The organism is Armatimonadota bacterium (genome assembly GCA_028871815.1).
GTDB lineage: Bacteria > Armatimonadota > Chthonomonadetes > Chthonomonadales > Chthonomonadaceae > REEB205.
The window spans coordinates 142,935-163,601 of record JAGWMJ010000008.1 but is presented as its reverse complement, the minus strand read 5'-3'; the positions used below and the strand labels follow the sequence as shown (position 1 = coordinate 163,601).

Genomic DNA, 20,667 nt, shown 5'->3' with positions numbered 1-20,667 from the left:
CTACTTGCAGTTTGTGCCGCACAGTCGCCAACCGGCTCCAGGAACTTGACCCGCTATGTCAGCCGCAATGGCGCGGCTGACACAACCCGTGTGAGTTTTCGTCCGGGCGACCTACCAGCGACCACCGCCGCTGCCAAAGCCCTTGTCGGAGTACCGGTCGCCACCGCGCCCGCCACCGCCGCCACCACTGCCACCACGGCCACCGCCGCCGCCACCACCGCCGGGACGGTCGTCCCGCGGCTTGGCCTCGTTCACGGTGAGCGTGCGACCGCCCATCTGTGCGCCGTTCAGCTGGCTGATTGCCTTGTCGGCCTCATCGTCCGACGCCATCTCTACGAAGCCGAACCCACGAGCCTGACCGGTGTAGCGATCGGTGACGATCACCGTATCGGTCACTTTGCCGGCGGCCGCGAAAAGGCTCTCGAGGTCCTCTTCCGTCGCCGAGTAGGGCAGTCCGCCCACATAAATCCGCTTTGCCATATCCGCACGATCTCCTTAAGACACAGAACCAGAGACGCACCGGCACATGCCGGCACGGAAAAGTGAGTCACCTCGGGTTGAGCAGGATCGTGGCCTTGGGCGAAGCGGGGAGGACCAGGGAACGGACCAATCGCAATGCCTGTGGGCGAACAGGCTTCCATGTCTTTAGAGGTGCAAACCTTCGCGAGCAGTATACACGGCCTGTACATGCAAGTCAAGGAAAACAGAAAAATAGATTCGGGGCTGCATGCAAGCGGCTATCGCTTCGTTCAAAGTCGCAGGATTGTGCGATAATCGTCGTAGGACACGTGCCGCCGAAAGCTCCCCATGAAGTGCCTCATCATCACCGGCCCATCCGGAGCCGGAAAGACGCTTGCTCTGAACTGCCTGGAAGACGCCGGATTCTACGCGGCAGACAATCTGCCGCCCAGTATGCTTCCCGAACTGGCAGAGTACTGCCAGTCGATCAAAACACGGCAGATGGCCGTGGTCGTGGATCCGAGGTGTGGCGCGCCGTTTGCCGGCCTGCAGCGGTATATAGCGGAGTTGAGGGAGCACGGCATACAGACCGATCTGCTCTACCTGGATAGTTCCGAAGAGACGCTCATTCGTCGGTTCAAAGAGACGCGTCGACCGCACCCGTTCTTCCGGAAAACCCAGGATGGCGCTCCTGCTGGAATTGCCCAGGCGATTGCGACCGAGTTTCGCCTGCTGGCGCATGCGCGCGCGATCGCCGACAGGGTCCTGGATACCAGCCAGATGACAGCCGCGCAGTTTCGGGAAGCGATGCTCGACGCGTGGGCCGGCGGCCGGCACAGCAGCCTTCTCGTCACTGTAACCTCATTCGGCTTTAAACACGGGCTGCCGATTGACGCCGACCTGGTCTTTGATGTGCGCTTTCTGGCGAATCCGCACTATGTGCCGCACCTGCAGGCGCTGGATGGCCGCAACGCCGGCGTGGCTGCATACGTACACGCCGACCCGCTTTTTACCGGATTCTTTGACCGCATGTACGAACTTACGGCGTTCGCGCTGCCGGCTTATATCCGTGAGGGCAAGGCTTATCTCAACGTCGCGATCGGCTGTACCGGCGGCCAGCATCGCTCGATCACGCTGGCGATCGACCTCGAGGAGCGGCTGCGAGGCGATGGATACGAAACGGTGCTTATACACAGAGACCTGAACGCCAGCCGGCCGGAAGTGGACGAGCAGACCTGGACAGGCGGTAATGAGGCGGCTGGCCCAACGCAGGATGCGCAGGGCAAAACAGCCCGGAAATCGCGCGGTCGTTGATGGGCCGCGTGGTGAGCGCCATGCGAATTCTGGCGCCTGGGCTGCGCGTGAAGCGCTGGCTGGTGCTTGCTATTATTGGCCTTGCAGGCGTCTGCATGGGCATCACCATCCTGGTCGGAATCCGGTGGCTCCGGAGAACGCGCCACGCGGCCACCGATCTGCCGGGATTCACCACGCTCAGTCACCTGCGCATCCAGCCGCAGTCGGCCGGCATTCTGCTTACGACCGTCGGCATTCTCCTCTTTCTCGTCAGTATCTGGCGATTCACCACGGCGATCGTAGCGGCTATCCGGCCCGATATGAAGGGCGATAAGCTCCTGAGTGCGCTCAGCGAGCAGTCGCGTCTTTCGCGCGGGCGCCGAATTGTGGTTATCGGCGGTGGTACCGGCCTCAGCACCATGTTGCGGGGCCTCAAGCGCTTCAGCAGCAACATCATCGCAATCGTCACGGTATCGGATGACGGCGGCTCATCCGGACGCCTCCGCAAGCAGCTCAACATTCTGCCACCCGGTGATATCCGCAACTGCCTCGTTGCCCTGGCCGACGCGGAAGACCAGATGACGCGCCTGCTGCAGTACCGGTTTGGGAACACCGATATGCGAGCCGGCGCTGCGGCCGGCGCCCGGAACGTGGGAGATGGACTGCGCGATCACAGCTTTGGCAACCTGCTGATCGCGGCGATGTGCGCCATCAACGGCGGTGATTTTGAACGCGCGGTTGCCGAAACCAGCCGCGTCCTCAATATCCGTGGCCGTGTTATCCCATCGACGGCTGATGCCGTGAAGCTGCAGGCTGAGATGGAAGATGGCAGCGTTATTGAGGGCGAAACCACCATTGCCGGTTCACCACTGGCAATAAAGCGGATGTCGATCATGCCGAATGACACCTGTCCTCTTCCTGAGGTACTGGAGGCGATAGAGTCGGCGGATGTCATCGTGCTGGGGCCCGGCAGCGTCTTCACCAGCGTGCTGCCAAACCTGCTGCTGCATGGCATGGCCGAAGCGCTTCACCGTTCGTCTGCTGTCAAGGTCTATGTGTGCAATGTAATGACGCAGCCTGGCGAAACCGATCGCTTCACAGCCTCGGACCACGTAGACGCCATTGAGCGCCACTGCGGGTTGAAGGTATGCAACGTGGTGCTCGTCAACAATGGCCAACCCCGCGCAAATCTGCTGGACAAATACCGCCAGACAGGTTCGATACTGGTGGAACCGGATGCCGATCGCATCCGGGCGCGAGGCTACCGTACGGTGGTCGGCAACTACATAAGCCAGACCGACGTCGTCCGCCACGATGCCGTGGCGCTGGCCGAAGCCATTATCCGCCTGGTGAAGTGAGGCCCCACGCGGCTTCTTCCCACGTCTCGAGGATCTGGCCTGGCGCGTAGCCCCGCCAGCCGGCGGCCTCCGGTCCCTCCCCACCCAGGGCCGCCCGCGGTATCACGCCGACGACCTCGCTCTCCAAAAGTTCACAGCCCAGCTGGCGGGCGACGGCGCCGATAAACCGGTAGATGGGCGGCAGCGGCGTTTCGCCCGCACGGGTTACATTCATCGAGACCTGAACGCATGCGCGGGATAGAAGCGCAACGGCCATGGCCCGGACGCCGTTCAGTTCAGGCAGCGTGCTGCGACTCCGCCGGATCCGCTGAACGATCTCGCGCGCTATACCGATATCCTCTGTCGCGAGGTTCACGTTCCATGCAGCCAGGGGCCCTCGTGCGGCCACCATGGTTATGCCGGTTTCAGCCCTGTACAGTTCCGGAGCCAGGTCCGGCGCGTCACCGGAGGTGCGGTCGCTCCGCAGCCAGAGCCTGGCCATGCGGCGTACTTGCGGGAGATCAGCGGGGCGCGCCGGTTGCGCACACCAGCCGTACCAGTAGATCGGCACGCGTGCGGCCTCAGAGATGCGGCGGCCTGCCTCCATTGCCAGTTCCACGGCAGCCGGTCGCGACTCCGCGAGCAGCGGCGTGACAGGGAACAGATCCATGGCGCCAAATCGCGGATGGGCGCCGGTGTGCGCGCGAAGGTCGATGAGGCGCGCTGCCACGATTGCCGGCGCCGCCGCGGCAGCGGGCACTGCCTGGTCGGCAGCCAGAAACGTAACCACCGACCGGTTGTGTTCCACATCGGCGGACCAGTCGATAACGCATACGCCGGGCGTTTTGGCAATCGACTGCACGATGGCTTGAACCACCGCCGGCTCCCGCGCCGCGCTAAAGTTGGGCGTGCACTGGAATACGGTCGGTGGAAACATTCACGACCTGCCGTGGGCAGCCGGAGCCGGTCTCAAAGCCGTGGGCGACCCGGCGGCCCGCGCTTACTGCCAGCCGCGGACCGGCAGCCAGCCGCGGGCGATGTAATCACCGAGGGTGGAGAAGAGCACAATCAGCCACACGAAACCCAGGCTGGCCCATACCCACGTCAGCTTGCTGCTGTACTTCACCTGCATAAAGAACAGCACAACCAGTACCGCCTTGATCGCGGCGATAACCATCGCAATTACATTATTCCCTGCGCCAAGATCCACCTTATACGCTCCAACCGTGGCAAACAGCAAAATCACCAGCAGAACGTAGACCACAAAGTAGACGTAAGGGGGCGTTACGTGGTGGCTGTGCTGGGCGTGCTCGTGTTCCATATCTGTCATCGCAGTTGGCGCCTCAGTGCTTCGGAATGAGATAGAAGAGTGGGAACAGGAATATCCAGACGATGTCGACGAAGTGCCAGTAGAGCCCCGTCATCTCTATCGGCATATAGTACCGTACCGCTTTGTGGTCCATCTTCATGAGTACCAGCAGCACAGCCATGATCCCGATACCGATGATCACATGGAGCGCGTGCAGACCGGTCATCGCAAAGTAGAGATTGAAGAACATCTCGGCCTGCCCGGTGGGCGTCTGGCCCGTCCACTTGAAGGCGAAGCCCGGAACGTGGTGCGACTCGAATTTCGCCTTCCACTCAAAGCCCTTCACTACCAGAAACGTTATGGCGCATAGCATCGTAAACGCGATGCAGCCCATCGACTTGACGCGCTGGCGGATCTGCGCGAAATAGACCGCCATCGCCATGGAAAGGCTGCTGGTGAGCAGCACCAGAGTGTTGACGGTACCCAGCGTTACATTCAACTCTTCGTGAGCCTCGACAAACGCTGCCGGGAACATTCTCCGGTAGACGAGGTACGCCAGGAAGAGCGCGCCAAAGAACATGACCTCCGTTACCAGAAATGTCCACATTCCAACGACGTAGGCGTCGTTCTGCTGCGCCATATCCTCAAACTGATGGTGCAGATCCTCATCATGGACCGCGGCGGCGGCTCCGTGGTGACCTTCGATGGCTTCGGAACTCATGCGGAAGCTATTCTCCTTCGCCGCGCGTTTCGGTTTCAGCCCGGCGGTAGCGTCCACCCGTTGCGCGCTCTATCGCCAGGTCCATCTGCGTGGGTGGTTCGTTCATATCCTCGGAGTCGTAGGAATAGGCTTCCCACGTTACCACCGGCAGTTCATCAAAGTTGTGCGATGGGGGCGGCGACGGAGTCATCCACTCCAAGCCGATGGCCCCCCATGGATTCGGCCCGGCGTCCTCACCGTATTTCAGCGACCACAGGAAGTAGCAGAGTGGGATGAAATAGCCAACGGCCAGTACAGAGGCGCCGGCGGTGGAGAGGACGTGCCACACCTGGAACTCCGGTGGATAGAAGTGGTAGCGCCGTGGATTACCCAGATACCCTACGATGAACTGAGGGAAGAACGTGAGGTTGAATCCGATGAACGAGATGATAGCGGCCACCCGCGCTATCGCCTCGGGGTACAGCTTGCCCGTGATTTTCGGCCACCAGAAGTGCATGCCACCCAGATAGGCCAGGATGGCGCCGCCGACCATGACATAGTGGAAGTGCGCAATTACGAAGTACGTATCGTGCAGATGCACATCACTGCCAAGGGTCGCCAGAAACAGGCCGGTGAGGCCGCCGATGGTGAACAGCCCGATAAAGCCCAGGGCATAGAGCATCGGCGCCGTCATCCACACCCGACCCTTGTAGATGGTCGCCGTCCAGTTGAACACTTTGATCGCCGATGGAACTGCCACCACAAAGCTCACTAGCGAGAAGAACATGCCGGCATACATCGACTGCGACGTCACAAACAGGTGGTGGCCCCAGACGAAGAACCCGAGGATGGCGATGGCGATGCTGGAAAATGCGATGAAGTGATAGCCGAATATCCGCTTGCGCGAGAAGCAGGCGATCAACTCGCTCACTACCCCCATACCCGGCACAATCATGATGTAGACTGCCGGGTGCGAATAGAACCAGAACATATGCTGGAACAGCACCGGGTCGCCACCGAGGGCCGGGTTGAAGATACCGATGTGCAGCACGCGCTCCACCAGTACCAGCGAAAGGGTGATGGCCACAACCGGCGTGCCAAGCACCATGATGATGCTGGTTGCGTACATGGCCCATACAAAAAGTGGCAGCCGGAACCAGGTGAGCCCGGGAGCGCGCATCTTGTGGATCGTCACCAGAAAGTTGATGCCGGTGGCGATGGATGAGAAGCCCGCAATAAACACGCCGATAATCGTCAGATCGACGTTCGAGTTGCTCAGCGCGCTGTAGGGCGTGTAGAACGTCCAGCCGGTATCCACGCCGCCAAACGCCATGGCGCTTACCGCGCATACAGCGCCGATGATGTACAGGTACCAGCTCAGCAGGTTCAGCCGTGGAAAGGCCAGGTCGCGCGCGCCAATCATGATCGGTACCAGGAAGTTGCCGAGCGTGGCCGGAATCGATGGCACCAGGAAGAAGAAGACCATCAGGATGCCGTGCATCGAAAACATACGGTTGTATGTTTCGTGCGTCATGAAGAGGCCGTGCGGCGAAGTCAGCTCGATCCGCACCAGGCCGATGGCCGCAGCACCCAGCGAGAACATGAACGTGATCGAGATGATGTACATCACCGCGATGCGTTTGTGATCGCCCGTCAGCAGCCATGACGCGACGGTCTTGCGCCAGTTCAGATAGGTCTCTCGCGTTCCGGGCGCTGCGCCCGGTATATCACCGGGGTTGGCGGTTATGTCGCTCATAATCCTCGATCCATCTCGCTTCTCTGATCCATTCCGGGCTGCCCGCTGTTAAGGCTTACCGGCTTTACCCGGGCTCTTCGCATTCACGATCGCGGCCTGGACAATCGCCTTGTTTGCCTCACTCTGCGTTATCCCGCCGCCCATCGACTTGATGTACGCCACCAGCTGCAGAATCTGATCTTCGGTCAGCTCGGGATACTGCGGCATCGAATCCTGATATCCGGCGGTGATTTTGGCGTACGGATCGGTGATGGATTCACGCAGGTACGCATCGTCGGCCATCACAAACTGCCCCGTATTCAGCTTGCGCTGGGTGCCGTATATTGCCACAAGCGAAGGTCCCTGGGGCGTATCGGTTGGCCCGTGGCACGAACCGCAGAGCTTGTGGTCGAAGACCTGCTTGCCGGCGGCCTCCATCGATTGCGGCATGCGCGCCGTGTTGCCGCCGCTGTCCAGCCATCGTGCAAACGCAGCCGGCTGCATTACGGTAACCACGCCGGTCATTTCCGAATGGTTGGTGCCGCAGTACTGCGAACAGAAGAACGGAAACTGGCCGATCTCGGTTGGGATAAACCACTCGCTGGTGTAGTGACCCGGTATGACGTCCTGATGCAGGCGGAACGCCGGCACAAAAAAGTCGTGAATCACATCCTGCGAGATCATGGTGAGTTTGACAGGCACCCCGAGTGGTACATGAAGCTCATTGTTCTCTCGTACGCCGTTTGCATGCTGGATGTGCCACATCCACTGCTTCCCGATAACGTAAACCTGCATGGCATTTGGCGGCGCCTGGCGGACCTGGGCGAAGAGATCGGCGCCCCAGCCGAAGATGCAGAGGCCCAGAATCAGCGGGATGACGGACCACGTGATCTCCAGTATCAGGTTCTCATTGTGCGGCCTGGAACGGTCGACGCGTGAACCACGCCGGTATTTGATCGAGAACACGAGAAGACAGATGAAGACACCCGCAGTAAAAAGTACCGTGAGCAGCAGTATTGCGCTCAGCAGCAGATCGATCTTCGGGGCCATGGTCGACGCCTGGTCCGGCGCCCAGCGAAAGTTGCCTAGCACTCGCTTGACTCCCTGCGCACCTTTTGCGTGAACTTCGCTTTCATTCGATCGGCGGCTCGTCGCCGCTGGTTGGCTCGTCGTGCGGAGCCCGTGGTTGATGGTGCTTTCGATCGGTCCAAATCGCCATGGCTACAAACCCGGCTACTCCGGCCACCGTAGCCACGCCACCGATCCGAAGCAGCTTTTGCACCGCGAAACCGTACTTGCCCGTCGCGCTATCAAAGCTGCAGCAGTAGAGCAGCACGGAATCGGAGAGCGAACCAATCTTCTCGGATGACGCCTGAACCAGCGCCAGACGAAGGTCGTGCGGCGGGAAAATCCCGCTCTTGAACATGAAGTATTGCGATACTTTACCGCTTGGCGTCAGAACCACCATGCCTGCGGGATGCGCGATCTGATCGGTCTTCGCATCATACATGTAGTGGAAACCCACGGCGTTGGTAAGGCGCAGGATCTGGTCGTACGAACCGGTCAGAAAGTGCCAGCCGTCGGCCGTTTGCGGCTTGCCGTACAGGCCAACGTACTCCGCCTTCTTGGCCGCTGCCAGGTTGGAGCCTTCCTGCGGATCGATGCTGAGCACCACCACCTGAAACTCTTTCCCGGGCGTGAATCCAAGCAGGCGAGATTGAAGGGTTTTGGTCAGCACATCCAGCTCAAGCGTGCAAACGCCAGGGCACCGGTAAAACGGCATCATAAGAATAACCGGTCCCCGGTGGAAGTAAGTGGAGAGTGGCGCCAACTTGCCGGTTTCGTCACGGAACATGGCAGTAAGAGGCGCCTGAGCGCCAAGATGCTGCGTCCAGCCAACGTCCTTCGCAATGGTTTGCGCCGTGACTGCCGGCTGTTGCGCCGCGGCTGCTCCGGCCAGGCAGATTGCCAGACCCGAAACGACTGCTGCTGAAGTACTGCGAATCATACCAACTCCCATTCCGGCGGCTACGGACCGCCCGTACCGGGCTGCGACACAGGCGCCTGCTGTGTCGGCGCTCCCGGCGTTGCGCTGCCCGTTGTCCCTGAGGCGGACGGCTCCGGCGCGGCCGCCGGCGGATTCAGCGTACTCGCGGCCTTGGAGGTCAGCGCGGCGGGCCCTTCCGCGGCCACCATCGCCAGAGCCGTGGCGATGGGAATGCGCACAACACCCTTCTGCTGGTTCACCCACTTGTACGTCTGGCGCTCGTGATCTTCGTGCAGGCGGAACTGCCGGATATCCTCCAGCGGATACGCCTGGATGACCGGCGCGGGCGGCGCCATGGTCGGTGCGGCGATTACGTACGGATTCACGGCGGAATGCTGCACCAACAGGTGGTAGATGCCGAGCGCCACCGCACCCGAAAAGCCCATTGCCACAAACAGGCCGATCACCCACCGGATGATCGCGCCGAGATCAATATCGCGCTCCTCATAGCGTGCGCCCGGAATGGGCGTTACGGGAGCATGGTGCTCAGGCATGCTGCGCCACCTCCATCACTGCGGTTGCGTGTCGCGGCACAACGCCGGCTCGTTTCAACTCGATGGAGAACGCCGTGAACCAGATGCCGGCAAATGCCAGCCAGGCGCCGACTTCGAGCGCCGTGACGTTCAGCACATAGGGGTGCCACATCGGCATCACCACCCAATGCAGCTCAAGCACGCGCATCATCAATATCCACAGTGAGATGCCGGCGAGCATTCTGGGTGTCCGCTTCAGCCGGCTGGAGAGCAGCGCGATGAAGGGCACGAAGAACTCGCCCACCACGATGAATGCTCCCAGGGGAAGCAGCTGGCCCTGGTTACGGATCAGGAAGTAGTGAATCTCGTGCGGCAGGTTGCCGCTCCAGACGATGATCCACTGCGAGAATGAAAAGTAACCCCATACCATGATGAACAGGAAAAGCAGGTTGCCCAGGTCACGCGTCACATCATAATCCATCGCGCTGCGGTATGGCTCGCCGCGAGATTGAAGGCCAACCATGGCGCAGATAAGCGCCATGGCTCCCAGGCCGGCATAGTCGCACCACAAGAAGCCGTAGATTGTTGAGAACCAGAGCGGGTCCAGCGACATCACCCAGTCGGTGATCGCCAGAGTCACGGTAAGCACGAAAAGGACGACGCTTACCGCGGCCACGCTCGAACGAAACCAGCTCTCGGCAAAATCACCGGAACTATCCTGCCGTTTCGAGGATTGGCGCAGCAGCCACGTAATCGCCCCGAACAGGGCGAAGTAAAAGATGTTTCTGATGGCGAACCAGGCCGGATTCATATAGCCGGCGCGGTGCGCCATCGGCACGCTTGCCGCTACCTGGACGTGGTTCACCCAGGGGTATAGATAGGGTAGGCCAAAGGCCAATATCGGTATCAGAAGTACAAACATCAGCGGCAGCATCGTTGCGCCGACTTCAAACGGCCTTATCACGGGAAATGCGAATTTGGCCTTTACCGTGTGCAAAACCAGCATCCACAGCATGCAGCCAAGCGAAATCGTGGTCCAGAAAAGCCAGCCGTAAAAGTAGGCCTGCCAAAACTGGTCCAGCGTATCCGTCCTGGCGGCCATGAAGCCGACTGCAAAAATAGCTGCGCCTACCAGCGCCAGAATCGGCGCTGCCTGGCCCAATTTGCGAAAACCAGTAGGCAAATTCGGCACCGGCATTACTCCTGCACCGGGGCCGCGGCCGGCGCGTTGTAGGTTTGGCCCAGCTGACTCTGCGCATCTGGTGGCACCAGTGAAACCGGCGAGTACTCGCTGCGCTGCAGAACACGAATATACGCCGCAATCGCCCACCGATCAACCGGGGTTATGCGTGCCGCATAACTGAACATGGCACCGTATCCATTTGTCATCGTCAGATAGAACTGTCCAAGGGCCGTCTTCCGCAGGCGGTCTGTATGATACGAGGCCGGCGGCCGGCTCAGGGCGAAGCCACGGAGCGCAATCATGCCCTTGCCATCTCCGATCTTGCTGTGGCACGGTGTGCAGAATATATTGAAGCGGCTCTGCCCGCGCTGCAGAAACGCCTTGAAACTTGGAAACGCGTGCAGCGCTTCATCCGGTATGTAGTCGATTGGCTTGCCGGCCGCGTTCACGCCGGTATACATCGGATTGCCCACGCGAATATCGTTGTTCACAACGGGGTTCACTGCCCAGAGCTGGTTGTAGGGCTCAGCCCGAGCCACGGTGCCGGCGGGCAACGGCCGATCTCCCTGACCGTTGGCAAAGAAGTCGCTCGGCGCCTGCGCCTTCACCTTCTCCTGCTCCCACATATCGATGTGACAGCCGACCACGCCCAATGAAAACGCCGCGGTGGCCATCAACAGCACCGCGCGTGCTCCGGTTCCACGCCGCCGCATCAAGGTGAGCGTCATGCCGGCACCTCGGCGATGGCGTCGGCGTTCAGCGTTTCAAGAAAGCCCCAGGTGGCGCGCCGGTCAAAGTTCGGATCGTTCGCCTCGATGCAGAGGAAGAACCGATCGGAGGACGCTCTGTCGAAGCCGGGCGCATTGAAGATCGAGTGGTACGGTCGCGGTAAGCCGTTCAGGCCGAAGACGCAGCCGAACACGGCGAATAGCGCGGCAAACAGGATGGTGCATTCAAACGTGATGGGGATGAAGCTTACCCAACTGAAGTAGGGCCTGCCCCCCACGTTTTCCGGAAAGCTGCAATCCCACACCAGAAACCGCAATACATATCCGGCCGGCCCGGGCACCCGGGCCCAGCTCTTGAACGCCTCGCCGGCCACGTTCACCCACCACTGCATCACGAAACCGAAACAACCACCCATGATGCCCGCAATAAAGATTCCCCATGGAACCCTGGCGTCGTCAAAATGGAGCGCCTCCACAACCTCGTGATTGGGCATCGGCGTGTAGGCATCGATTTTGCGGAATCCGGCGGCGTAGGCCGAGCGCGCCGCCGCCGCAAGGTCTTCCACGGTACGGAACTCGGCAGTCAAGCCGTAGAGTTGTGCTGTCGCTGTGTTTTCCATCGCGGTGTTTCCGCCAACCGGTTCAAACCGGTCAGTCTGCGAGCTGCTCCTCCGACTCCATGGAATCTGCCGCCACATACGCCCGGCGACCATGCATCCGGTGCCACAGGTCCTTCATCTCCGCCATGTTGATCATCGGAACGAAGCGGATGAACAGGAACATCATAAACGTAAAGAAACCGAGCGTGCCGAAGAAGGTCATATAGTCCCACTTCGTGCCGTAGTACATGCTGAACATGGCGGGCAAGAAGTCGCGCTGCAGGCTAACCACAACGATTACGAACCGCTCCACCCACATGCCGAAGCTCACCACCAGCGATATCAGGAAGAGCGCGATGGGGTTGTACCGCACCTTCTTCAGCCATAACAACTGTGGAATGACGCCGTTGCAGATCAGCAGCGTGATGTAGATCGGCGCGTATGCGCCAAACGTCACGTTGTGCATGGTGGCCATCTCGTGCACGTCTCCACCGTACCATGCGTAGAACTGCTCCGTCAGATAGCCGTAAAACACCACCATGCCTGTGGCCAGCATCACCTTGGCGCACCAATCCAGGTGCAGGTCGGTGATGAACTCTTCCAGGTGGTACCACTTCCGGATCGGTATCGCCAGCAAAAGCACCATCGCAAAACCGGCGTAAACGGCGCCCGCCACAAAGAACGGCGGGAAGATGGTGGTATGCCAGCCCGGCAGGATCGCCACGGCAAAGTCAAGGCTTACGATGGAGTGCACCGAGAGCACCAGCGGCGTGGAGAGGCCGGCCAGAATAAGGTACGCCGTTTCGTACCGGAACCAGTGCTTGGCAGAATTGCGCCAACCGACGGCCAGAACGCCGAAAATGAACCTTGCGATCGGGTTTCGCGCGCGGTCACGCATCCCGCCAAGGTCTGGTATCAACCCTACATACCAGAAGAGGATCGAGACCGTCATGTACGTGGAAACTGCGAAAACGTCCCACACCAGCGGGCTGCGGAACTGCGGCCAGACGCCGAGTATGCTCGGATAGGGGAACAGCCAGTAGGCCACCCACGGACGGCCCGTATGAAATAGCGGGAACAGGCCGGCGCACATGACCGCGAAAATGGTCATAGCCTCCGCAAATCGGTTGATGGAGTTGCGCCACTGTTGGCGGAGCAGGAGCAGAATCGCCGAGATGAGCGTGCCGGCGTGTCCGATTCCGATCCACCAGACGAAATTGATGATGGCAAATCCCCATCCCACCGGGATGTTGATGCCCCAGATGCCAACGCCTTTGAAGATAAGGTAGCTGAATGCCACCAGCATCACGTTGACGAGAATGAAGGCGAAGCCAAACACCACAAACCATTCGGCGGGATGCTTGCCCTGGTTGAAGACGATGTCGCCGATCTTCTCGTCGATCGACCTCAGGGAGTGGCTGCCCAGAATCATCTCGTCGCAGCCCTGTTCGTGCGCGGGCGCGCTACCCGTGGCAGTTAGATCCGGCTGCATCAGGCGGCTCCCCCGATTGCGATTGAGGAGCGCTGTTGGCAGAGCGTCCTAGGCATTTGCTATCTCCGGATTCGGATTGGTTACCTTGCTCAGGTACGTGGTACGTGGACGCGTATTCAGGTCGGCCAGAAGCGTGTAGTTGTGCGGCTGACTCTTCAGTTGTGATACTTTGCTGGCCGGATCGGCGATGTTGCCGAACACGATTGCGTTGGTGGGGCATGCTTGCTGGCATGCCGTAAGTATCTCGCCGTCCCGGATTTGGCGCAGTTCGTTCTTCGCCTGAATGCGCGCGTTATCGATGCGCTGCACGCAGTAGGTGCACTTCTCCATAACGCCGCGCCCGCGAATGGTAACCTCGGGATTGGCCGAGAGACGGAGAATGGGAATATCGTAGTTGCCGGGAGCATGGTCGGGCTGGCCGGCGGTGTACTTGTAGAAGTTAAAGCGCCGTACCTTGTAGGGGCAGTTGTTGGAACAATATCGGGTGCCGACACAACGGTTGTAGACCATCATGTTCAGCCCTTCATGGCTGTGAACCGTGGCGCCGACCGGGCAGACGGGCTCGCATGGCGCCAACTCGCACTGCATGCAGGGTACCGGTGTGAAGAAGGTGGTGGGGTCATCCAGTGAGCCCTTGTAGTACCGGTCGATGCGAATCCAGTTCATCTCTCTCGCGCGGCGCACCTGATCTTTGCCGACGACTGGAATGTTGTTCTCTGCCTGGCAGGCCTGCGCGCATGCGTTGCAGCCGATGCACAGGTTGTTGTCAATCGACATGCCCCACTGGTAGTCGCCGAAACCACTGTACGCGTGGTCGGTGCGCTGCGCATCGGAATAGAGCGACTGGTCGTCGGGGGGCGGCACCGTGGCTTCTTCATTGCGGCCCATGGTTGGGTTCTGCAAAAAGTCGGCAAATGTAATCGTCTGCAGCGGATCGCGCTCAAACTTGATCACGTCGCGCGAGTGTGTTGAGACCAGGCTGTAGGTGTCGCCGGTGGGCGTTATCTGGGCGCCGGCGCCTCCAAATGGCGCGTCGGAAGTAAGCAGCTGAAACGCGTTGAATCCAATGTTGAGCCCCACCATGCCGCCACGCTCGCGCCCGTAGCCGAAATGAACCGTAGCGCATCCGTCGGCATGACCGGGCAGTACCGAAATGGGTCCCTTCACCGAATGCCCGCGGTACTCCAGCGTCACTACGTCGCCTGTGGCCAGGTGCATTCGTTCGGCCGTTTTGGGGCTGACAAACACCGCGTTATCCCACACCAGGTGCGTAACCGGCTTCGGCAGCTCCTGCAGCCACGGATTGTTGGCGTTTCGACCGTCCCAGATATTGGGATCGGGCCGGAAAATCAACTCCAATCCGCCCGGAGTATTCAGTGCCATCGATGGCCGGTCCGCGGCCCAATTCGCCGCCAGGCTAACTGAGAGCGGCTCGAGTGCGCTCTTGTCGACGATTCCGTCTCGAAGTGTCTTCTCCCACCAAGCGTCAAATTCGGCGGAGGGACGCGTGCGTTCCCAATAGGAGCGCACCGTGGCCAACCCCGTTGCCGGCTCATCGAAAATCGAGGAGAGCACTTCATGGGGCGAGCGTGTGTCAAACAGCGGCTCGACCAGCGGCTGAACAATGGAGACGGTGCCGTCCAGCGCGCGCGCATCGCTCCAGGCTTCCAGGTAGTGAGAAGCCGGCAGCCCCCACTGGCACAGGCCAGAGGTCTCATCATCCTGCAGGCTCAGGTGCGCGCGCAGCGGCGCCCGTGTCAGCGCGCTCGCAAATTCGAGGTCTGCCGGTGCGGTCATTACCGGATTGCCGCCCAGAATCAACAGAAGGCGTACCTGGTTGAGGTTCAGGTCGGCAACCAACTGCTTCAGAGAAGCCTGTTCGTCGACCCAGTTCGCCTGTGGCGGATCGGTGAGTTCCACCGTTTGGCCGAAGGCGCCAAGCAGGCTGTTCATCGCGTGCGCCAGTGCGTGAACCGGCGCCGGCTGAAAGTCACCAGGCACCACCACGGCGGCGCCCTTGTTGGCCAGCAAATCCTTCGCCACCGCTGCTATCCAGCCCTGATCGAAGGTCGGGCCGTTTGGATCCGGGGCAGGTACACCGGGCACGCCCATCGCTGCCGCGATCATCCTGGCCGCCTGCTCAATTCCCGCCTGGGTTGAGCGGAGCCGGTGATCGGCCATCGAACCGGTGACGGTGGGGCAGCTCTCCACGGCATACAGCCGGCTCATGGTGGTGGCGCCCGCGTGAACGCGCCGCCGACTTGCGAAATCGCCGGCATAGCGTACGTGCCCGGGCATCGTCAGCAGAAAGTCGCCATCCAGCGTCAGGATGCAGTTCGCTTTGTCGAAGCGGTAGATCGTGTTGACAGGTCGCCCGAACGCACCGATGGCGCCGGCTCGAACGTTATCACGGTTCACCGGCTCGTACTGATGCCACCGGGCAGCCGGAAACATGTTCAGAATGTGCGTCAGCTGGGCCGCCAGCGTCGGCGAGGTCACCGTCTCCGTCAGGATCCGTATGCCGGCGCCCTTACCCGCCTTCTCGGTGGCAACCACGTTCCGGGCCGCGGCGGTGAACTCTTCCCATGTGGCTATCAGCCCGGCATTGCTCACACTCTGCGCGCGGCCGGGGTCGTACAGGTTCAGCAGCGAAGCCTGCGTCAGCGCGTCCGTAGAGCCCAGGCTGAAGGGGTGGGCCGGATTGCCATCCACCTTGATGGGTCGCCCCTCGCGACTGGTGGCGATGGCGCCGACGGCAAAACCGTCTTCGCAAATGGCGGTCGCGTAAAACGACGGCTTGCCCACGGCCACTTCTTCCGGTGGCTGCACGTAAGGAACGATCTTGCGCTGAGGGAGGTACCGGCAGCCGGCGAGTCCGGCCAGAGCGAGGCCGGCTCCCGAGAGCTTCAGGAACTGCCGCCGGTCTACGGGCTGGCTCAGCGGGCGCGCCTGCTGCGGAAACTCATCTTCAAGAAACGCAACAAACTCCGGAGTTTCAGCAATCTCCTCGAAACAGCGCCAGTAATCGCGCCCGGTGCGTCCGGCAAGCTTCTCACGGATGCCCGTAATATCCAAACGTGGCTGCAATGGCTTCTCCATAAGTGTTACCGGTGGCAGGTCCAGCAGTCCGTAAGCTGCTTTTGCGTGGTGTCGATGTGGTAAACCGCCATCCAGTGGTTGGCCGTTGCCAGAGCGTTTGGTCCGCGGGTATAGCCATCGCCCAGCAGCAGCGATTTTTCCTCGTCCGGCACAGGATTTCCGTGGGAATCCACCATCCCGCGCTGGTAGTCCTGGTAGACGCTGAACACTTTGGAGCGGGCGCCAACATGCTGCGCCGGATCACGATGGCAGGCGAGACACCAGGTCATAAAGAATGTCTTCGCCTTGTAGGTCAGCTGCATGGTCTGAACCGGGCCGTGACATAAATTGCAGTTAAGGCCGGCATTGACGTGGACGCTGTGGTTGAAGTAGACGAAGTCCGGTACGGCGTTCACCTTGTTCCACTCTATGGGTTTGCCGGTCCGGTAGCTCTCGCGGATCGGCTCCAGCAGCGGGCTGTTCGTCCATATCTGCGAGTGGCAGCTCATGCAGGTCTGTGTTGGAGGCACGCCTGCCGTTGCGGAGGTCTCCACCGTGGTATGGCAGTAGCGGCAGTCGATGCCAAGTTCCGTGGCATGGTGCTCGTGGCTGAACGGAATCGGCTGATTCAGTGGCACGTTGACCTTGGTGTTGTACGAGGTTCGGGTGATTCCGCTGCCGAGTACAAAGGTTGCCGCGACCAGTGCCACGCCGCCACCAATGCTCAGGCGAGCTAGCACATTTGCAGCGGGCGGAAATACCTGTGCCATAGAAAAGCCCTTGTCCGATTCATCTGGGCGCCACATGCCGTACCGGGGCCGTGCGTCCTTCCGGGGGATTGCCGGCAAACGGCCAAACATTTGGCTGCGGCGGGTGGATTATACCTACCGCAGTCGGCGCGCTGGTAGGGGCGCCGCTATTTGTACTTTATTTCACGAAGTTCGGCAACAGAACTCCCCCTGCCACCGAACGCACTACGGTTGGAACTGGAACGCGGTCACTCTGCTGCCGGTGGAGCGGCAGCGAAGGTGAATACCCAGCGCCGAATGGGCACTCACCAGCATGATGTATTCACTATAGCATATAAAGTGCGTGCAACCCGGTCGAAACAGTGTAACTGTTTTTGCTGCCAGAGCCAATCGGAAGCATCTGTAACATCAGGTCCTCATGCCTGTTGAACCCGCACAAGCCCACTGAGGTGCCTTTACGCTGCCTGGGCGCAGCGCATCGCGTTCAGGGTGATAGCGGGAAGGCATCTATGACGGAGCGAGGCGCTGCAAATCGGCCACCGGACGCATTGGCCATTAGCTGCGTATGCACGAGTGCATTCGGCCGTTGCCCTTGACTCCTCCGATCCGACCGAGCCGGCGGTTCGCGATCGCCTGGCAACTATAGGGCAAGCTGGAAGATCCACCGCGGCCAACCGTCTTCTACCCAGCCGCCCTAAAGATGAGCGGCATGCCCGATTGCCATCAGAACAAACAGCAGCGCGAGGTAGGCCATGGAGTAGTGGAACAGCGAGGAGGCGCGAGGCCGATCCGGCGTGCGGCAAAGTTGGTAACTTCGAGCAAGAAGCAGCACGTTCAGAACGGCGGCGCAGGCCAGCAGTCCGATATCCATCTTACCGGCCGCTGTTGATACCAGCCCGCCAATAGACGCCGGCAGCCAGCCACCGCCGGCCGCCGCGGTATGGATCAGCACCACCACACCCGCCATGGAGACCACGCATGTCAACACGGCATAACCCAGAATCTGCACCACGGTGACACGGTCGCCGCGCACTACCGGCAGCATCGGCACGCCAACCGATGCATAGTCGTCTTTGATCAGCAGCGCCAGAGCCCAGAAGTGGACCGGCGTCCATACAAAGATTATAGCAAACAGGCACCATGCCATCAGGTCGAGATGACCCGCTACCGCCGCCCACCCAACCAGTGGGGGAAAAGCGCCGGCGGCACCGCCGATCACGATATTGTGCCATGTACGCCGCTTCAGGCCCAGCGTGTAGACAAGTACGTAAACCGCCAGGCCGGCCAGAGCCAACACGGCGGTCAACAGGTTGGCGGCGGCCCACAGCAGCGTAAACGAGACCACTTCCAGCATAAAGGCGAAGCGGAGCGCTTGCAGGGATGTAATGGTATCGGTAACTACAGGCCGCTGCTGTGTACGCACCATCACGCCATCGATGTCGCGGTCAATCACCATATTGAACGTGTTTGCAGCGCCGGCAGCAAGATAGCCGCCGCCTGCCACGGCAAGGACCAGGCACAGCGAAGGCCGTCCTGCCATATACATCGCCGCCAGCGTGGTCAGCAGCAGCAGGCTGATGACCCGCGGCTTTGTAAGCGCTACATAATCGCGCCAGCCGGCGGGGTGATGGCCCGCCGGGTCCGCTGCGCGCCTCGAGGTTTCCCGGTGCGGAACGCCCTCCGCGAGGGCAGCCGCCGACAGCAGCACAAGGTCGATCCACAGCAGGTCGGCAACCAGCAGGTGGGCCAGCTGCATCCATATCGGGGCCTGCAGCAGCACGTTCGTGATGCCCAGGCACATCTGGATTAAAAAGATGACAACGATACCACCGCTGTACTTCTGCGTGGCCTCTGAGGGGCGCAAATGGCTGACCAACCCCGCCGTGAGCAGCAGGTAGAGGCCAACAGACAGCGCGATGAGCGGGTGCAGCAGGCGCAGGCGGATGAGAACCGTGGCCGTGGGAGAGAGGTCCTGCTGAAGCGCCTGCGCGAGGCTGTGTGCGGGATAGAGCGTATCGCCCAGCGCAGCCACGGTACCGCTGATGCCCAACAGCATGGCGCCGGCAAGGGCGATGAGCAGCGCCCACGTCATATCGCCCTGCTGACGCAATCGGATCGCAGGAGCGCCGGATGCCCACCAGGCGGTTAGCGTCAGCCCGGCCAGCAGGATAAAGGTGTTGCTGAGGTGCCCCGACAGCGCGACGGCACGATAGATAGATGGGTTGTGCTGCACCAGTTTGTACAGCACCAGAGCCGCTCCGATAACGGCCTCCGACATGGTGAAGGAGAAGGCGATCACGGCAGCGAGCCGCACCCGATGCTTGCGTGGGAAGATCCGGAAGGCGCCCAATACCAGCAGCGAGACCAGTGCAATGCCGATGCCGACGGAGATGCGATGCGTCAGCTCAACGATGTGGGCAAACGATGGCGACGCGGCGGCAGCGCCGTCGCACAGCGGCCAGTGGTCGCCGCAGCCGGCGCCGGAATCGGTTGCGCGGACGAGCACGCCCCACATAATCACGGCCAGGTTGTAGGCAAGCACCGCCCAGGCAAACCTGGCGAATCGGGCGCGCGTCATCCGCAAAACCTCATACCTTCGATGCCCTGAGTATACCCCTGCCAATACTGCCGCACCTCGCTCCACTACTCGTCATCAAAAGGCAGTTCCGGTACGGGCGTTTCCTGCCATGGCGCCTGAACGATGCGCGGCGCCGGCAGGCGTCGTCGCTGTGGTCCGGGACGGAGCACGGCAGCCGTCAGCTTTCCGTGAAACACGGCGCCGGTATCCAGCCCGATCTTGTTGGTTCGGACCATTGGGCGGTGATTGCGCTGCGGAGAGTGCCCGAACACCACCACCCGGCCATCAAAATCGGCCTTGCTCGAGAGAAACGGCTCTCGGATCCAGAGGCGGTAGTCCAGGCCAAAGTCATCGGCGTTCCAGTTCGCGCCGGGTGGCAGCACACCGGCGTGGACGAAGTGGTAACGCTCCGTGATGTACTCCAGCCGCGTTGCGCGCAGGAACTCCCAGTGCTCTTCGGGTATCTGATCCCACCAGTGCTCCAACGCTTCGTCCGTCCATCGGCGCTGGTAGGAGAGCAGGGTTTCGCTGCCACCGTTCTGCAGCCAGTGTTGCATGGCGTCGGAGGCCGAAACCAGCATGCCGGGGTCGGTATGCACCAGCCTTCGTGACGCATCGCCGGCGTCGAGCATCAGCTGTTCGTGGTTGCCGCGCAGGAAGATCGTGTCCGGCCGCTGCGTCTGCAACTCAAGCAGGGTGTTCAACACGCCCGCCGAATCCTCGCCGCGGTCTACGTAATCTCCCAAAAACACCCAGGGCGTCTCGGGCGGAAGCCCTAGCGCTTCGATGCGGCGAATCAGGTCGCGCAGCATCATTCCCATGCCGTGGATATCACCAATGGCGACGAGCATCTCCGGATTCGGGCACGGCTGCAATTCACTCAACGGATCGCGTCCATCCGTCGATC

General features: G+C 61.0%; 18 protein-coding genes. 2 read left to right on the top strand and 16 right to left on the bottom strand.

Going from position 1 to position 20,667, the window contains the following annotated elements:
• Positions 1 to 111: 111 nt before the first annotated feature.
• Positions 112 to 480 carry an RNA-binding protein gene (locus KGJ62_11070; protein MDE2127122.1) on the bottom strand — a complete coding sequence of 123 codons (369 nt, stop codon included), beginning with the start codon at positions 478 to 480 and terminating at the stop codon, positions 112 to 114.
• A 327-nt stretch (positions 481 to 807) separates the two neighbouring features.
• Between KGJ62_11070 and rapZ the strand changes: the two genes are divergently transcribed.
• Together rapZ and yvcK are read left to right on the top strand one after the other, a co-directional pair.
• Positions 808 to 1,773, top strand: a complete 966-nt coding sequence (rapZ, locus tag KGJ62_11065) for an RNase adapter RapZ (protein ID MDE2127121.1) — start codon at positions 808 to 810, stop codon at positions 1,771 to 1,773.
• Positions 1,774 to 1,793: 20 nt separating this feature from the next.
• A complete protein-coding gene (gene yvcK, locus KGJ62_11060) occupies positions 1,794 to 3,110 on the top strand; it encodes a uridine diphosphate-N-acetylglucosamine-binding protein YvcK (GenBank protein MDE2127120.1) in 1,317 nt (438 codons plus the stop codon).
• On the opposite strand, the gene KGJ62_11055 is transcribed toward yvcK, so the two are convergent.
• From KGJ62_11055 to KGJ62_10985, 15 genes are all read right to left on the bottom strand, one after another.
• Positions 3,091 to 4,026, bottom strand: a complete 936-nt coding sequence (locus KGJ62_11055; GenBank protein MDE2127119.1) for a hypothetical protein — start codon at positions 4,024 to 4,026, stop codon at positions 3,091 to 3,093. The two genes, yvcK and KGJ62_11055, sit on opposite strands and share 20 nt — an antisense overlap.
• Before the next feature lie 63 nt (positions 4,027 to 4,089).
• Positions 4,090 to 4,419: a cytochrome C oxidase subunit IV family protein gene (locus KGJ62_11050; GenBank protein ID MDE2127118.1), complete on the bottom strand. Its 330-nt coding sequence runs from the start codon at positions 4,417 to 4,419 to the stop codon at positions 4,090 to 4,092.
• Between the two features lie 13 nt (positions 4,420 to 4,432).
• Positions 4,433 to 5,119: a cytochrome c oxidase subunit 3 family protein gene (locus tag KGJ62_11045; protein ID MDE2127117.1), complete on the bottom strand. Its 687-nt coding sequence runs from the start codon at positions 5,117 to 5,119 to the stop codon at positions 4,433 to 4,435.
• A 7-nt stretch (positions 5,120 to 5,126) separates the two neighbouring features.
• Entirely contained in the window at positions 5,127 to 6,854 is a 1,728-nt protein-coding gene (locus KGJ62_11040) for a cbb3-type cytochrome c oxidase subunit I (protein ID MDE2127116.1), read from the bottom strand.
• A 48-nt stretch (positions 6,855 to 6,902) separates the two neighbouring features.
• Positions 6,903 to 7,883: a cytochrome c oxidase subunit II gene (gene coxB, locus KGJ62_11035; protein ID MDE2127115.1), complete on the bottom strand. Its 981-nt coding sequence runs from the start codon at positions 7,881 to 7,883 to the stop codon at positions 6,903 to 6,905.
• A gap of 82 nt (positions 7,884 to 7,965) precedes the next feature.
• On the bottom strand, positions 7,966 to 8,841 hold the full coding sequence (locus tag KGJ62_11030; GenBank protein MDE2127114.1) for an SCO family protein: 876 nt from the start codon (positions 8,839 to 8,841) through the stop codon (positions 7,966 to 7,968).
• 20 nt (positions 8,842 to 8,861) lie between these two features.
• Positions 8,862 to 9,374, bottom strand: a complete 513-nt coding sequence (locus KGJ62_11025; protein ID MDE2127113.1) for a hypothetical protein — start codon at positions 9,372 to 9,374, stop codon at positions 8,862 to 8,864.
• Positions 9,367 to 10,545, bottom strand: coding sequence for a hypothetical protein (locus KGJ62_11020; GenBank protein ID MDE2127112.1), 1,179 nt, complete (start codon positions 10,543 to 10,545; stop codon positions 9,367 to 9,369). The genes KGJ62_11025 and KGJ62_11020 overlap by 8 nt, the downstream gene beginning before the upstream one ends.
• Positions 10,546 to 10,550: 5 nt before the next feature.
• A complete protein-coding gene (locus tag KGJ62_11015) occupies positions 10,551 to 11,264 on the bottom strand; it encodes a cytochrome c (GenBank protein ID MDE2127111.1) in 714 nt (237 codons plus the stop codon).
• Complete coding sequence (locus tag KGJ62_11010; GenBank protein MDE2127110.1) at positions 11,261 to 11,884, bottom strand: DUF3341 domain-containing protein; 624 nt, start codon at positions 11,882 to 11,884, stop codon at positions 11,261 to 11,263. Before KGJ62_11010 ends, KGJ62_11015 begins: the two co-directional genes overlap by 4 nt.
• Before the next feature lie 31 nt (positions 11,885 to 11,915).
• On the bottom strand, positions 11,916 to 13,355 hold the full coding sequence (nrfD, locus tag KGJ62_11005) for a polysulfide reductase NrfD (GenBank protein MDE2127109.1): 1,440 nt from the start codon (positions 13,353 to 13,355) through the stop codon (positions 11,916 to 11,918).
• A gap of 48 nt (positions 13,356 to 13,403) precedes the next feature.
• On the bottom strand, positions 13,404 to 16,454 hold the full coding sequence (locus tag KGJ62_11000; protein MDE2127108.1) for a TAT-variant-translocated molybdopterin oxidoreductase: 3,051 nt from the start codon (positions 16,452 to 16,454) through the stop codon (positions 13,404 to 13,406).
• Between the two features lie 5 nt (positions 16,455 to 16,459).
• The gene (locus KGJ62_10995) at positions 16,460 to 17,203 is read right to left on the bottom strand and encodes a cytochrome c3 family protein (protein ID MDE2127107.1); all 744 of its coding nucleotides are present in this window, start codon (positions 17,201 to 17,203) and stop codon (positions 16,460 to 16,462) included.
• Positions 17,204 to 17,876: 673 nt separating this feature from the next.
• Positions 17,877 to 19,760, bottom strand: coding sequence for a heme o synthase (locus tag KGJ62_10990; GenBank protein MDE2127106.1), 1,884 nt, complete (start codon positions 19,758 to 19,760; stop codon positions 17,877 to 17,879).
• A gap of 65 nt (positions 19,761 to 19,825) precedes the next feature.
• On the bottom strand, positions 19,826 to 20,644 hold the full coding sequence (locus KGJ62_10985; GenBank protein ID MDE2127105.1) for a serine/threonine protein phosphatase: 819 nt from the start codon (positions 20,642 to 20,644) through the stop codon (positions 19,826 to 19,828).
• Positions 20,645 to 20,667: the final 23 nt, after the last annotated feature.